Consider the following 13,828-nt stretch of genomic DNA (forward strand, 5'->3'; position numbering starts at 1 on the left):
CAGGCGTCCCGGTGCAACGGGGCGTTTTTTATTTGCGGTTTTGCTTGCGAGATTCACGAGCAGCCTTCCGACGCTTCTTCCGTAGGGCCTTAGCCCATTTGGACAATGGTCCGTTGGATGAAAGATCGACAATCACGCTTTCGTTATCACCAAGCTGCTTATTGGCTTCGCGTTGCAGTTCCCGCGGAATCGGTACAAATCCACCCGATACGGGCTGAGATTGCTTAAGGCGGATCAATTCGCCTGTGTCGATATTCAAACCGCTTCACTCCCTTCCTTAAGCTCATCCAGCGCAATTTCTAGCACTTCCAGCTTTTCTTCCACATCTCCGACTTCATCTGCAACTTCTTCGAGTTCGTCAACCAAATCGTTCAGATCATCATCAATGAAGTCCGAAATGCTGACCAAGATATCAGTTGTCGTATGTTTCGCATCGTCCACTGCGTCTTGAAAATCTTTAAGTGTCTGAACTGCTTTCTCAATCCGTTTCTGTAAAGTCATTTCTCTTGTCCTCCTTCCTATGTAAGATCAAGGTGGGCCGGGACTTGAACCCGGCATCGGTTTGCATCGTAGTTTATGGCCGCCATGTTTCGGGCAAGCTTCACCGGAAAGGCTAAGTGGGCATTTTTCTGTACGATCATGCCGTACAAACTCTTATAAGCGCCGGAGAATTTCACTCCTACTTCACTTTTCGTTTTAAGGCGCTGCATACTCGTTCTGTCACCACCTTGGATGCGTCAGCCGCATCTCCAAACGCCAACCCGGAGGAAAGGTTATTTCTAAGGGTCGACGCTTGGAGACAGGGGCCGAAGCCGCTGCTCATATAGCTTTTTCTCTACGTTTCAACTCCACATCGAACGCTGTCTTGATTGTGGGAGTAAGAAGGTGGTTCGTAATATCTGAAATCAAATCCCAATTATGAGTGGCCTTCTCGTTCTGCTTAACAGCTCGGTTGTAACGGTGAGGATCGGCGAATCGATCTGAGTACGCTGCATGGGTCAGGTCCACGGCTTCGAACCACCGTTGTCTGTAATGGAGATAAGATGATACCAGGGCTACGGCGAATTCCTGCACTTCCTGCTCCGTCACACCGCTTCCCCCTTGCTTTTACGGTCATCGTCCCGTAAAATGGACGCAACGAGATACTTTAGACGAGTTCTCAACGAGGTCCGCCCTGCCAGGCGGGCTTTTTTCATTTGTTCCTTAGCTGCTGCCAGATCCTTCTGGTGCAAAGAAATCATCATTTCAAGCCATTTAATGTTGCTCTCCAGCTTTGCCGGGTCAATAACTGCTGCCTGCTGCTTTACCAGCTTCAGGTTGTGTTTAGCGTTCTGTGCCACGAATCTCGCTTCCCCTTCCAATTGTTCGAGTGTTATCATTTCAGATTCCCTCATTTCATGTATTGTTTGGCCTTCAGATCTGCGCGGTGTTCTTTCCAGGTCGATAACCAACTGAAGGAATATTCCTTGCAAAGCACAGCGGCCAGATGAGTTAGTGCCGTAATTGCCTCTACCGTCTCCATCAACAACCGCTTGATCTGCTTTCGTTCTGAATCGTTAAGCTGCTTGTTTGTCTTGCTGATTGGAGCGTCGCTGGAGGCTTCCAGTACTTCCTTGACCTCTTCTATTGTTTTGAACATCACGCTTGCTCTATGTAGGTCCACATTATCCAGCCAAGGAGCAGAAGCACCACCGGTGACTTCCGCCGCCGCTGCCAGATAGAGTTGACCGTCATCGTAATGCTCAACTGCCGCACTCATGACTGGCTTTGATGCCTTACGCGTCCCTCTGGCGATTTTCCCTATTAATGAAGCGTCAGCATGGACGATGAGCCCTGCCTTCTCCCTGGTATCGCCTGAGCGCTTTAACACTTGTTCTAATGCTGGTCCGAATTGTCCGATTGCCAACTTATAATCCTCTCCTTTGTCCGGTTTTGCGGGTTATATCGGACAGAGGCCTGATGTATGATTGTCTTAAGCAATTCCCCTTGCCGCTTTCCCTGCCCGCCGCTGCCGGTACAGCTCGGCGGGTTTTCTTCATCCTGTAGCATGATTGCGTCTTGCCTTGTACTTTTCGCTGGCGTTCTCATTGATCCAACCGACTTGCTTCTCAGCCCATTGCATCAGGAGATGAGTGACAACCCGAGGATGACCAAAATCTCTGATAACGGGAAAATCGGGCCGATTGAAGAGTTCAGCCGTTTTTGCTTCACCGATGCCGAGTAAATTCATGAACTCTTCACGGCGTAAGAATGGCGGAAGCTCTTGAGTAGTTGCAGTTTGTACTGATGCTGCGACCGTTTCTCTGATCCAACGTTCAAGGTCATCGGTTTCAATTACGACAACTGGCATTTAGATCACTTCCCTTTTTTCGTTATCAGTACATGATACTTGTACCTTGAGACCTGAAAAAATATCATTGATGTCCTTACCAAGAATTTCTGCAACCTTGAACGCATCCGTAAGTGAAGGATTGGAATATCCATTCTCCCAGTTACTCACTGTAGCCTTTTGATATCCTAACATTCCTGCAAGTTCTTCTTGTGTCAGTTCCATATTCTTACGCGCATGTGTCAAGGACTGGTTTTTCATATTGTTCACCCCTTCGTACACTAATCTTGTACTTGATACTTTGATTATAAGTACAAGATTAGTGTATGTCAATACTAAAATACATGTTTTATGTACTTTATTTCAAAAAGTATCGAGTAACTGTACAATATAAGTGTACTTTTGCCGGGATGGAGGTGTTAAATTGTTTAAACCTGAAAGGTTAGAAAAATGGAGAAGAATTCGGAAATTAACACAAGAGGAACTGGCTACTAAAATCAATATGACAAAGGCAGCAGTGAGTAATTATGAAAATGGACATAGTTCTCCATCGGGGGATACTCTTGCCGCCCTTGCTGATGTTTTGGATATCGATACTGACTACTTGTTAGATAGGACTGATACCCCAAGACATCTTAACCAGCTAAAATACGAAGGAAATTCAGATGAAACATTTTTTGAACGCAAAGAGTTAATTGAAATGATAAATAAGGCTTCTTCTGAAGATCTTGCAGATTTAAAGATCATAGTCAAAAGGTTTGTTAAGGAAAAATGAATCCGAAAGATGGCTCTCATTTTCACATAGAAATAAATATAAAGCTTTGATCTCATCAGGGTCCGCATCAGATATAAGTTTTATTAGGTGTTCTCTATCATCCATCTGATATCACCATCCGGTCTTGGTATGTAGATCATATTATCATACGAACTCATGTTCGTAAATGTTCCAGAAAAATAGTATAATAGTTAGGTGGGCAGTGCGATGGAACTTGTTCCCGTCCGCTGTCGCATTCCCGAGTTGCTTGTCCGGCGCCACAAGATGGAGTCGGCGACGAGTCAGATTAAGATCAATCAGCAATGGTTAGCAGATAAGATCGGCGTCAGTAAGCAACAAATGTCCGATTACATTAATTTACGAACTGGAATTATGAGCATCCAGCGGGCTGCATTGATTGCTTATCACCTCGATTGTCAGATTGATGATCTTTTTGAATGGGAATGGCGATAGCTGAGTGGCTATGCCGCTCTTGAGGAACAAGTACACTTATATCAGTACTATTGAATTCTCTCGATCACCTCACAATCACGAAATCTACTAGCTGTAATACATAGATTATCAAATCTAGATGGAAAACGCTGTCGAAAAAGGACGAACGAAAGATACCCCTAAACACCATTGAAGGGGTTGACTTTCACACCTAGATTTGCTTAAGCACATACAATTCGCTGCCATCCTTAAATTTTATCAAGGATCCATTATTCTCAATTGAAATGATTTGATCAATCTTGCATTCTTGCACCAAGGCCGTCCTTCCTACCAATACAAATCCATGATCCTTATATGCTTCAGCTGCTTCGACCAGAATATCGAAATCTTGAAAAGATCCTTTACTTGTATGATAAGCCAGCGTTGAATGCGAATTACCAGTCCGCTGCCACTTATCTATGTAATTCACATCCTTGAGATCTACGTCCCTGCATACGAGACTATCCTTCTTCTCAATCTGTAGCCTCTTCATTCGTCTAATCATATAATTCTCCTCTGCCGGATTCTGGATGGTTTTAGATTATTTTACGACAAAGTTCTACATGCGGCATTGCATAAAATATTACAGTCGCTTGGAGGTCACAAGATGTATATGAACTTATGGCTCAATTACAAAGCTACTGAAGACCACTTTTTAGAGCATCTGGAATTAGTCCAGGACAAGCCCTATGAGCTCCATTTCTCATACAACAACTTCATCAAGCTTTATACAATGCACCTCATCCAACCGGATGCAGCCGAGAAGCTTGTGGCTATTTGTCTGAAAGATATCGAGTTGTTCCCAAAATTCCGTGATGAATGTCATTTTCGGAATCCGACCTATGGTTTCCTTCCCTTCCTCCCTTCGTTCAAAACCTTGATCTTACATTATGAAAATAGAAACCAGCTGCATGAGGCAATTGATATATGTAACGCTGCTATTCACTATGAGCTTGATGATAAAACGAAGGGCGGTTATCCAGGAAGATTGGCCAAGCTGGAGAAGAAATTAGAAAAGAAAATTAAATATTCATAAAAGGTTTAGGGGGCGACACCATGGCCAACAAGAAAAAGGGCTCACCAGATTCAGACGGAAATATGATTAGCGAAGACGCCCAAGGGAAAAAGCGATCACCCGCCCCAACTCCAAAGAAAATCCCCGCCAATAATAAACAGGGCTACAAGTGGCGACTTGTTATTGAGGGGCCGCCTGATCCAGTGACCAATGAACGCACACAAATCCCTCGTGTGCGGGATACAATTGCTGAGGTGAAAAAGGCCTGCCAGGAAGAATATGACCGGTTAGCCGGAGGAATAAACGTCAAGAAGGCAAAAAAAGTTACCGTTGCTGAGGCTGCTGCAGAATGGCGTAAAGAATATATTAAGACGATTGATAAAGATGCCACACTAGCAATCAGAGATAAGTCAATTAAAATAATTAATAAAAACATCGGAAAAATGCATATTGCGAATTTAACAAAAAAACAATACCAGGAATTTCTTGATAAGATGGCCACCATCGGATACCAAGTCAAAGATAAAGATAACCCCGGCCAATTTATCAATAAGCCGTATGCCGTCAATTCAATTAAAAGTACTCACACTGCCGCAGGAATGATATTTGAATGGGCTATCAAAGAAGGATTACTAAAGAATGATCCGACAGAAGGTGCAGTCATTAAAGAGAAAGCGTTGACCGTTGAGGAAATCGAAGAAGAAGATTTAGAAGCGTCTTATTTAGAGCGTCATGAACTCGAAAGTTTCTTAAACGCCGTGTCGAACCATGGATTAGAGCGTGATATGGAGACTTTCTATTTCTTAGCTTTCACTGGGCTTCGTTCGGGGGAGTTATGCGCACTTAAGTGGGCAGACATCAATTTTGATACAACAATGATTCGAGTAACCAAAACACTTTATAGTCCCGGCGGCATGAGAGACTACAAACTAACGCCGCCTAAGACGACAGGATCGATACGGTCGCTTAATTTAGATCTTGCCATAATAAATCTACTCCAATCGTACCAGGAGCAGCAGACTCAGATTCATGAAAGATACAAAGCTCATTTTGATGATCATCATTCTAAGAACTTTGTGTTTTGCCGACCTAACGGATATCCGTATAATCCTACTAATGTGCTCAATCGAATGGATCGAATCTTAGGATATACAAACATCACCAAGCATGCCACACCTCATATCTTCCGGCACACCCACATCAGCATGCTTGCAGAGGCTGGAGTGGACATTGCGAATATCATGAAAAGAGTCGGGCATGATGATCCAAAGACAACAACGAAGATTTATCTCCATGTCACAAATAAGATGAAGCAAGATGATGCAAATAAAGTAAATATACAATACGGCGACTTACTGAAATTGAAATAATTTAAGCTGCTGTGATTTTTATGTGATTTTTCTAAATAACAAACCCCTCTTAACCCTTAAACACCAAGGATTTCAAGGGGTTTTACATTCAGTACAAGGTATCCCCCTCATACTCTCTCATTAACATTCCCTTGTTCAACATCTCCAGCTGTTTGACGGCCGGGGATGTTTTTGTGCTGTTATGATACAACCTCTGATTCAGGCATCGGTCCGATATACGTAGATTGCGGGCGGAATATCCGGTTATTGGCCGCTTGCTCCAGTATATGGGCCGTCCAGCCGACAATTCTACCAGCCGTAAACGTTGGAGTAAATATCTCCGGTGAGAGCTGCAGCGCCTTCAGAATGGCAGCGGCATAAAACTCGACGTTAGTGAACAGCCGCCGGCCCGGCTTGTATTCCTCCAGCAGTGCAATTGCCGTGGCTTCTACATGCAGGGCAAGGTCAAAGGATACATCCTTCCCGATCATCTCCAGCGTGGCAATCTGCAGCGCTTCTGCACGGGGGTCCTTGGTCTTATAGATGCGGTGTCCAAAGCCCATCAGCTTCGTCCCGTTATCCAGCGCATTGCGTAGCCAAGGCTCTGCCCGCTCTACCGTTCCGATATCCTCCAGCATTGAGATGACTTCATAAGGTGCACCGCCATGCAGCGGCCCTTTCATCGCCCCAATGGCTCCGCATACCGCTGCGCAGATATCTGATTCAGTCGAGAGCACTACCCGGCCGGCAAACGTCGAAGCATTCATGCCATGCTCCATGCAGAGGATCAGATAGGCACTGAGCGCCTTGACATGAGCTTCCTCCGGCAGCTTTCCTGTCAGCAGATACAGATAATTCGCAGCATGGCCAAGCTCAGGAAGCGAATCCAGAGGTGTCAGGCCCTGCAGGCTGCGGGCTCTGTATGCGATGATCGCCGGTAGAACGGCCGTCAGCCGTACCGCTTGCTTCAGCGTTGGCGGCCAGGTTGTATTCTCTTTATCGCCTAGTGCGGCAACTGCACTCTGCAGCACCAGCATAAGCGGTACCGACGCCGGATACAGATCCAGCATCCTGCACAGATATTCCGGAATGACTCTCTCCTCTGCCATCTGTGCCTTCAGCAGCGCCAGCTCCTCTGCATCCGGCAGATGCCCGTTCCAGAGCAAATAAGCTACTTCCTCATAACTTTTGCTTACCGCAAGCTCTTTGGCCCAATATCCGCGGTATACCAAATGTCCTTTCTCTCCATCGACCAATCCGATTTCAGTTTCTCCGGCAACTACGCCTTCCAATCCGGTTACTTTAGCCATTGACCTTTGCTCCTTTTACGATCCCGCAGGAATTGATTCATCATATAAGGAGTATAAACGTCAAATTCGATATTGCATATTTATAGTTTTTTATGAATCCATAAAAAATATCTATCAACCCTGCGGTTCAGGCGCCATCAGCTGCTTCAGCTTGGATTCTGTGTTGGAATCTCCGGCGGGGGTGTAGATGCTGCAGCGCAGATCCGTGCTGCCCTGCACCTGAAGCGAGGTCAGATGGAACAGCATTTTGCCGGCTTTGGCATGCCGGAACTCCAGTACTACGTCCGGAGCGGAGCTTACCCGGCTCTCCTCCCATAGCTGATTGAACTCCGGATGCTGATCCTTCATCTCCGCAATGAATTCATCATACCAGCGGTCCTCCAGATATTGTCCGTAATAGGCGCGAAAAATCGACAGGTACCCCCGCACAAACTGCTCCCAGTTCACGGCCAGCCGTCTGAATTCCTTGCGTACAAATAGCAGGGAGATCATATTGCGCTGCTCCGGCGGCAGCTTGGCGAAATCAAGAAACACATGTGCGGCCGCCTCATTCCAGCCGACAATGCCGCAGTGCCGGTCCGAGATAATTGTCGGACAGCTCTTCAGCTCCTGCAGGATCTTCTGCAGGGACGGATGAATCACTGAGCTCTCCTCTTGAGAATAAATCATACTTCCCGGCCCGTTATCCAGGGCCAGGGCAAATAAGTAGCTCCGCTCATCCTTGGTCAGCCGCAGTGCTGCGGCAATACAATCCAGAACGGATGGAGATACTTTAATATCACGCCCCTGCTCAAGCCACGTGTACCAGGTATTGCTGACCCCGGCCAGCTGTGCCACCTCTTCGCGTCTTAGCCCCGGCGTCCTTCTGCGCGAGCCTTCCGGCAGTCCTGCCGCTGCCGGCGAGATGGCCGCACGTCTGGATTTCAGGAAATCGGATAATGCTTGCAGCCTGTTCTGATTGGACATTGATTCTCCCTGCCTTCCGGTTGGTCTGCCTATTAGTGTAGTAGTAATTATACTAGTATAAACTACAACTTGTAATAGGATAAGTTAAGTGGAACAATAGGTCTAGAAAGCATCCGGTTATACTTACAACACTTAAGTTTATGCTCACATAACTTTTAGGAGGATTATCGTATGGAACGCGTAGTGATCACAGGAATGGGCGTTATTTCGCCGCTTGGCAATACCGTAGAACAGTTCTGGAGCCGCTTGGCTGCTGGTGAATCGGGAATTTCGCCGATTACTACTTTTGATACATCACATTTCAAGACCAAAATTGCCGGCTCTGTACAAGAGTTTGATCCTGACGCCAGATTCGGCCGCAAGGAAGCGCGGCGCATGGACCGGTTCAGCCAGTTCGCGCTTGCCGCCGCCGAGGAGGCCTGGGCGCATTCCGGCCTGCAGCTGGACAAGATTGACCGCGAACGGCTCGGTGTCTATGTAGGCTCCGGAGTAGGCGGCATCCAGACCCTAATGGAGCAGGGTGATCTGCTGCGCTCGCGTGGCCCGGAGCGGGTAAGTCCAACCCTGATCCCGATGCTGATCTCCAATATGGCAGCCGCAATGATCAGCATTAAGCTTGGAGCCTTAGGACCGACCCTCTCACCGGTCACTGCCTGCTCGATTGGTAACACCGCCATCGGCGAAGCCTTCCGCCTGATCCGTTACGGCGGAGCCGATGTGATCCTCGCCGGAGGTGCCGAAGCGGCGGTGACCGAAATTGCCCTGGCCAGCTTCGGCAATGCAACCGCCCTATCCACCCGCAATGAGGAGCCGCAGAAGGCCAGCCGGCCTTTTGACCAGAGCCGCGACGGCTTTGTCATCGGGGAAGGCGGCGCAATTGTCATCCTGGAGTCGCTCTCCCATGCCTTACAGCGGAATGCTGTCATCTATGGCGAGGTAACCGGTTATGGCGCCAGCTCTGATGCTTATCACATGGTAGCCACTCATCCTGAGGGCATAGGAGCCTACCAGGCGATGAAGCTGGCGCTAAGAGAGGCCGGAATCGCCCCGGCAGAGGTGGATGTAATCAGTGCCCACGCGACCAGTACGATCGTCGGAGACCGTTCTGAGACCATGGCAATTAAGAAGCTGTTCGGCGAGGATGCCTACCGGATTCCGGTCACTGCGAACAAGTCGATGACCGGACATGCTCTTGGTGCAGCCGGCGGCCTGGAAGCGATCGCCCTGCTCAAAAGCATGCAGGAGGGCCTGATTCCGCCGACAATCAATCTGGAGCAGCCCGACGAATTGTGCGACCTGGATTATGTTCCTAACCATGCCCGTCAGGCGGATCTGAAGATCGGGATCTCCAATTCCTTTGGCTTCGGCGGACATAATGCAGTCATCGTGCTGCGCAGGTATGAGGAGTAAGTCAGGATGAAGTTACAGCATTCAATGGCCTAAGAATAGTATGTTACTACTTAGCAGCGGATCTCCAGGCGGAGACCCGCTGTTTGTCATACAAGTTACCGGTCACCCACGGGACTGGAACACAGGCGACAATACCTGCCATTGGATTCGTTACCGGCAGAATGGGGACTTTTAGAAAGCACTCTACACCTAAATGTTGTACGTTCTGCAACTCTGACCGATAAGTAGCCGGGTGTTCGGCAGGATTGTTGTAGAAAATACAAGAATAATCCGGCTAAGCCGCTTGAAAACGCTGAAATCCTGCATTCTATACAACAATCTTGAATTACGGCCGCCAGGATCAGGGAAATGTTGTATTATGGGCATGATTTTATAAGAAGTTACCCTATCAGGATCTGCATACAAATCAATTGAAATACGCAATAGTTTTCTCAATAAATGCCTTGGCCGATTTAGTCAGAAACCGGTCTGACCGGTGAATGATCTCAAAGTGACGGTATGGCGGATCATCTGTAATTCGGATGCAGCGCAGTGTCGGTTCATTCATCGCTTGGATCAGAGGATACGGCAGCAGGGTGCCTCCGACATTGGCTTTTACCAGGCTAATAATGGAAGTGGCCGAACTGATCTCCATAATCGTATTTAAGCTGAAGCCATACTTACGGCAATAGTTATCCACCAGCTCTCTGCCTGTAAATCCTTCGGGGAACATCACCGTTTGGATATCACGCAGCTCCCGGATACCAATCGAGCTTCGCTTCGCCCAATCATGATTCTCGGAAACGACCAGCACATATTCTTCACTGCACAAAGAAATGCGTACAAGCCGGTCATCCGGAGCAGACGAGACGTCGATGCCGATGTCTACTTCATTCTCCAGCACTTGATTCAAGACGAAGACCGAAGAGACAACCTTCAGCTGCACCTTGGGAAACCGGGTATGAAAATCTGTCAGCAAAGGAGTAATCCGGTAGTCCAGATCGGAAGGGAGAACACCGATTACCAGGCGGCCCCGCTGATCATTGCGGAATTCAGCTAATGCATCCCGGGTATTCTGTAAATGACGGATCATCTGTACACAGTGCTCCAGAAACAGATTTCCTGCCTGTGTCATCACAATCCTTTTGCCGACCCGGTCGAATAAGGGAACGCCGAGTTCATCCTCCAGCGCACGTATTTGTTGACTCAGGGTAGGTTGGGATATGCCAAGCTTCTCAGCTGCCCGTGTGAAATGAAGCTCCTCGCACACCGCAATGAAGTTTTCCATCTGACGAATCTCCATATCGGCCACCTCCAATCATTGGTTTTAGTAATCATTTTAATAGAAACAATAGTATTGTTCAATCATTCTAATGATTCTATACTTAACCGTGCATCCCCCAATGCTCTGTAACGGGCTCATGATCACGGGTGAATGCCACAATACTACTACCATGAGGAGATTCAGAATGAAACTTTTTTACATCGTCTTGGCGCTTATCCTGGCTTCACTGAATTTACGGCCACCTATTACATCCATTTCTCCTCTAATGAGCACCATACAAAATGATCTGGGTATAAGCGGGATTACCGCCAGTCTGTTAACTACACTTCCGGTATTATGCATGGGCCTATTTGCTCCGTTCTCCGTTAGATTAAGCAGAAGGTGGGGAAATGAAGGGGCCATTGTTCTGGCTCTAATCCTCATCGGGCTGGGTACGGGATTACGCTGGTTTGTGGACACAACTCCATTGATGATGTTCACTTCTTTTTTGTCGGGTGTAGGGATTGCATTGGCAGGGCCGCTGTTGTCCAGCTTCATCAAACAGCATTTCCCTGACCGGGTGGCAGCCATGGTAGGGATCTACTCTACAGCGATGGTGGCGGGTGCGAGCATTAGTGTGGGACTTTCGGTTCCGCTTCAGCATCTGCTGGGGGGATCATGGAGGAGCTCACTGGCTGTATGGGCATTCCCCGCAGCCATTGCATTGCCTGTCTGGTTGCGGTTAGCCTGGTCTGAGCACACAGACCGGCAATCCGGTATAACTAAGAGTGTACTTCATGCACCTCTTCCGGTGAAAAACAGGCGTGCCTGGGTGCTGACCCTATTCTTCGGGCTGATGGCAGCGATCTTCTATTCCTTAACCGCCTGGCTCGCGCCAGCCATCCAAAGCCAGGGGTACAGCCAGGAGACGGCTGGAAACATCCAAACCTTATTTACATTGATATCGCTGCCCTCTACGTTGTTCATTCCCATGCTTGTACACCGCTACCAAAGACGTGTATTCTGGCTTGTCGGGTGTGCGTTAATGGAGTTGACCGGTGTCCTGATGCTGAACCTGTCCGTTAGCCCTTGGCTCGCGGCGGTCCCGCTCGGTATTGGTGCGGGCGGACTGTTCCCGATTGCATTAATGTTGCCCATTGATGAAACAAGCAACGCCCAGGAAGCCAGCAGCTGGTCTGCAATGACCCAATCCGGGGGTTATATTCTCGGAGCGCTTGGGCCGCTGGCCATGGGCTGGTACTACGATGCTACGGGCAGCTTCGTACAAGCATTCTATGGTTTGGCCGGCATCATCGTGCTTCAGATTATCGTTCAATTGGCAATTGGGAACAAAAAAAGTTCTCCAGAATAAAAAACAGCGGCAGCCAGGGACTATAGTTGGTCCTTTGCTGCCGCTGTTTCGTATAACTTGTTAACCCTTTACTTTATATTTCTGCTTACAATAACTATAGCCTTGACCGGGATAAATTCACTTGTTCTGCGGGGATACATGACTTCCCCAGACTGAGATGCCTTCCGCCGACAATGCCGTGAATGTCATTACGTTGCTGGCGGTCGCTTCATTCCATTCACGCAGGAACACGCCGCTATACTCCGTCCCGTCTATAGTCAGCTTCGCATTATGCTCATCACCCAGGCTCCATGTACCTGTTGCTGCGCCGCTTATCGTACCGTCTGTGTTCAGCTTAATGATCTCCGACTTCACAATCTCAGCGGTGATATCCTTACCGTGATTCACATATTTGTACTCTCCGGTCACATCCTTACCGGAGTACTTGCCGATCTTCTCCCCGCTGTAGCGGTGAGGTGCCACAACCGGCCAGCCCGCTTCGTTCAGGAACATCTGGTGTACCCGCACTTCATGCTGCTCGCCAAGATACGGGAACCGGGTATGGAAAATCAGATAATATTGCCCGCTCTTCTCATCATAATATGCCGAGTTATGTCCGGGAGAGACATACCCTGCACCGCTGGCAGAAGGTTCCTGATCCGTGTTCAGGAACTCATAATTCCCCATCAGCTTCACCCCGTAAGGGGCATATGCCGGATCATCAAACAGAACACCAGCCGTCCCCTGCGCGTCAATCATAGCTTTGCCTTCAGAATCCTCAAACGGTCCGTCCGGATTCTTGGAGCGGGCAACACGGATATTATAGCCGCCGTTCGCATCGAGCCCGCCGTAAGACAGGAACAAGTAATAGTAATCCGTCTCCGGACTGTACAGCATATAAGGCCCTTCTATCCGGGCATGATTCGCCCCCAGCAGCTTCTTGCCATACCCTTGGTCTGCCAGCGGGAATCCCGTAGCCGGGTCCAGCTCCAGAATGAAGATGCCTCCGGAATACGAACCGTAGACCATCCACAGCTTTCCGTCCTTATCAAAAAACACATCAGGGTCTACTACATTCGGCTTCTCGGTAGCATCATAGACCTCACCGTCATCTCCGGTGCCGGCCATTCCCGACTTAAGGATAATTCCTTTATTCTTATAAGGACCTTCGACCTTGTCAGCGGCTGCGATGCCGAGTGCCGACAGCGGTGAATCCCCCCGGCAGGCATTGTAATACATGTAGAATTTCCCGTCCGCCAGTTGAATGACATCAGGCGCCCAGAGCGTGTCCGATTGTGCCCAGCTGAGAGTCTCACTGAGTTCCTCCGTTACATTGGGGATAAGCACATTGTCATCCGTTACCCCGGAGGAAATCTGAGTCCATGACATCAGATCCTTGGATTTGGCCGAGGCCAAATGTGAACCAAACACATAATAAGTATCGTCTGCCTTGATCACGGATGGATCGTGTACCGATACATTCTCAAACTCAGGTGTTCTTGCAGCATTCCCGCCACTGCAGGCAGACAGCAAAGCTAAGGATATCAAAGATGTTAGCGTTCTTGTTCTCAACTTATAACCCCCTTATGTATACCCTTACATTTTGCTG

The 13,828-nt window shown here is 48.3% G+C and carries 18 protein-coding genes; 6 read left to right on the forward strand and 12 right to left on the reverse strand.

The window, feature by feature from the left end:
- Positions 1-28: 28 nt before the first annotated feature.
- From MHI42_RS04535 to MHI42_RS04565, 7 genes are all read right to left on the reverse strand, one after another.
- Positions 29-259: a hypothetical protein gene (locus MHI42_RS04535; RefSeq protein WP_342422928.1), complete on the reverse strand. Its 231-nt coding sequence runs from the start codon at positions 257-259 to the stop codon at positions 29-31.
- On the reverse strand, positions 256-501 hold the full coding sequence (locus MHI42_RS04540; RefSeq protein ID WP_342422929.1) for a hypothetical protein: 246 nt from the start codon (positions 499-501) through the stop codon (positions 256-258). The genes MHI42_RS04535 and MHI42_RS04540 overlap by 4 nt, the downstream gene beginning before the upstream one ends.
- Positions 502-819: 318 nt before the next feature.
- The gene (locus tag MHI42_RS04545; RefSeq protein ID WP_342422930.1) at positions 820-1,089 is read right to left on the reverse strand and encodes a hypothetical protein; all 270 of its coding nucleotides are present in this window, start codon (positions 1,087-1,089) and stop codon (positions 820-822) included.
- Positions 1,086-1,379 (reverse strand): hypothetical protein, encoded by a 294-nt coding sequence (locus MHI42_RS04550; RefSeq protein ID WP_336101435.1) that lies wholly within the window; start codon positions 1,377-1,379, stop codon positions 1,086-1,088. Before MHI42_RS04550 ends, MHI42_RS04545 begins: the two co-directional genes overlap by 4 nt.
- An 11-nt stretch (positions 1,380-1,390) precedes the next feature.
- Positions 1,391-1,906, reverse strand: coding sequence for an XRE family transcriptional regulator (locus MHI42_RS04555; RefSeq protein WP_342422931.1), 516 nt, complete (start codon positions 1,904-1,906; stop codon positions 1,391-1,393).
- A gap of 129 nt (positions 1,907-2,035) precedes the next feature.
- Positions 2,036-2,350, reverse strand: a complete 315-nt coding sequence (locus tag MHI42_RS04560; protein ID WP_342422932.1) for a DNA-binding protein — start codon at positions 2,348-2,350, stop codon at positions 2,036-2,038.
- Positions 2,351-2,590: a helix-turn-helix transcriptional regulator gene (locus MHI42_RS04565; protein ID WP_342422933.1), complete on the reverse strand. Its 240-nt coding sequence runs from the start codon at positions 2,588-2,590 to the stop codon at positions 2,351-2,353.
- Between the two features lie 163 nt (positions 2,591-2,753).
- Between MHI42_RS04565 and MHI42_RS04570 the strand changes: the two genes are divergently transcribed.
- Together MHI42_RS04570 and MHI42_RS04575 are read left to right on the forward strand one after the other, a co-directional pair.
- Positions 2,754-3,104, forward strand: coding sequence for a helix-turn-helix transcriptional regulator (locus MHI42_RS04570; protein WP_342422934.1), 351 nt, complete (start codon positions 2,754-2,756; stop codon positions 3,102-3,104).
- A gap of 207 nt (positions 3,105-3,311) precedes the next feature.
- Positions 3,312-3,557 (forward strand): helix-turn-helix transcriptional regulator, encoded by a 246-nt coding sequence (locus MHI42_RS04575; RefSeq protein ID WP_342422935.1) that lies wholly within the window; start codon positions 3,312-3,314, stop codon positions 3,555-3,557.
- 190 nt (positions 3,558-3,747) lie between these two features.
- Here the strand turns inward: MHI42_RS04575 and MHI42_RS04580 are convergent, their stop codons facing one another.
- Entirely contained in the window at positions 3,748-4,068 is a 321-nt protein-coding gene (locus tag MHI42_RS04580; protein ID WP_342422936.1) for a LytTR family transcriptional regulator DNA-binding domain-containing protein, read from the reverse strand.
- A 114-nt stretch (positions 4,069-4,182) separates the two neighbouring features.
- Here MHI42_RS04580 and MHI42_RS04585 point away from each other — a divergent pair, with 114 nt between their 5' ends.
- Positions 4,183-4,611 carry a hypothetical protein gene (locus MHI42_RS04585; protein WP_342422937.1) on the forward strand — a complete coding sequence of 143 codons (429 nt, stop codon included), beginning with the start codon at positions 4,183-4,185 and terminating at the stop codon, positions 4,609-4,611.
- 20 nt (positions 4,612-4,631) lie between these two features.
- The gene (locus MHI42_RS04590; protein WP_342422938.1) at positions 4,632-5,960 is read left to right on the forward strand and encodes a site-specific integrase; all 1,329 of its coding nucleotides are present in this window, start codon (positions 4,632-4,634) and stop codon (positions 5,958-5,960) included.
- Positions 5,961-6,139: 179 nt separating this feature from the next.
- Here MHI42_RS04590 and MHI42_RS04595 read toward each other — a convergent pair whose 3' ends face one another.
- Together MHI42_RS04595 and MHI42_RS04600 are read right to left on the reverse strand one after the other, a co-directional pair.
- Positions 6,140-7,249 carry a citrate synthase/methylcitrate synthase gene (locus tag MHI42_RS04595; protein WP_342422939.1) on the reverse strand — a complete coding sequence of 370 codons (1,110 nt, stop codon included), beginning with the start codon at positions 7,247-7,249 and terminating at the stop codon, positions 6,140-6,142.
- A 114-nt stretch (positions 7,250-7,363) separates the two neighbouring features.
- Positions 7,364-8,215 carry a helix-turn-helix transcriptional regulator gene (locus MHI42_RS04600; protein ID WP_342422940.1) on the reverse strand — a complete coding sequence of 284 codons (852 nt, stop codon included), beginning with the start codon at positions 8,213-8,215 and terminating at the stop codon, positions 7,364-7,366.
- A 171-nt stretch (positions 8,216-8,386) separates the two neighbouring features.
- Between MHI42_RS04600 and fabF the strand changes: the two genes are divergently transcribed.
- Positions 8,387-9,625 carry a beta-ketoacyl-ACP synthase II gene (gene fabF, locus MHI42_RS04605; protein ID WP_342422941.1) on the forward strand — a complete coding sequence of 413 codons (1,239 nt, stop codon included), beginning with the start codon at positions 8,387-8,389 and terminating at the stop codon, positions 9,623-9,625.
- Positions 9,626-10,031: 406 nt separating this feature from the next.
- Here fabF and MHI42_RS04610 read toward each other — a convergent pair whose 3' ends face one another.
- On the reverse strand, positions 10,032-10,907 hold the full coding sequence (locus MHI42_RS04610) for a LysR family transcriptional regulator (RefSeq protein ID WP_342422942.1): 876 nt from the start codon (positions 10,905-10,907) through the stop codon (positions 10,032-10,034).
- A gap of 166 nt (positions 10,908-11,073) precedes the next feature.
- Between MHI42_RS04610 and MHI42_RS04615 the strand changes: the two genes are divergently transcribed.
- A complete protein-coding gene (locus tag MHI42_RS04615) occupies positions 11,074-12,240 on the forward strand; it encodes an MFS transporter (protein ID WP_342422943.1) in 1,167 nt (388 codons plus the stop codon).
- A gap of 117 nt (positions 12,241-12,357) precedes the next feature.
- On the opposite strand, the gene MHI42_RS04620 is transcribed toward MHI42_RS04615, so the two are convergent.
- Positions 12,358-13,752 carry a glycoside hydrolase family 43 protein gene (locus tag MHI42_RS04620; RefSeq protein WP_342424685.1) on the reverse strand — a complete coding sequence of 465 codons (1,395 nt, stop codon included), beginning with the start codon at positions 13,750-13,752 and terminating at the stop codon, positions 12,358-12,360.
- Between the last annotated feature and the right edge of the window lie 76 nt (positions 13,753-13,828).

This window comes from Paenibacillus sp. FSL E2-0178, assembly GCF_038593005.1.
Taxonomy (GTDB): domain Bacteria; phylum Bacillota; class Bacilli; order Paenibacillales; family Paenibacillaceae; genus Paenibacillus_AQ; species Paenibacillus_AQ phytohabitans.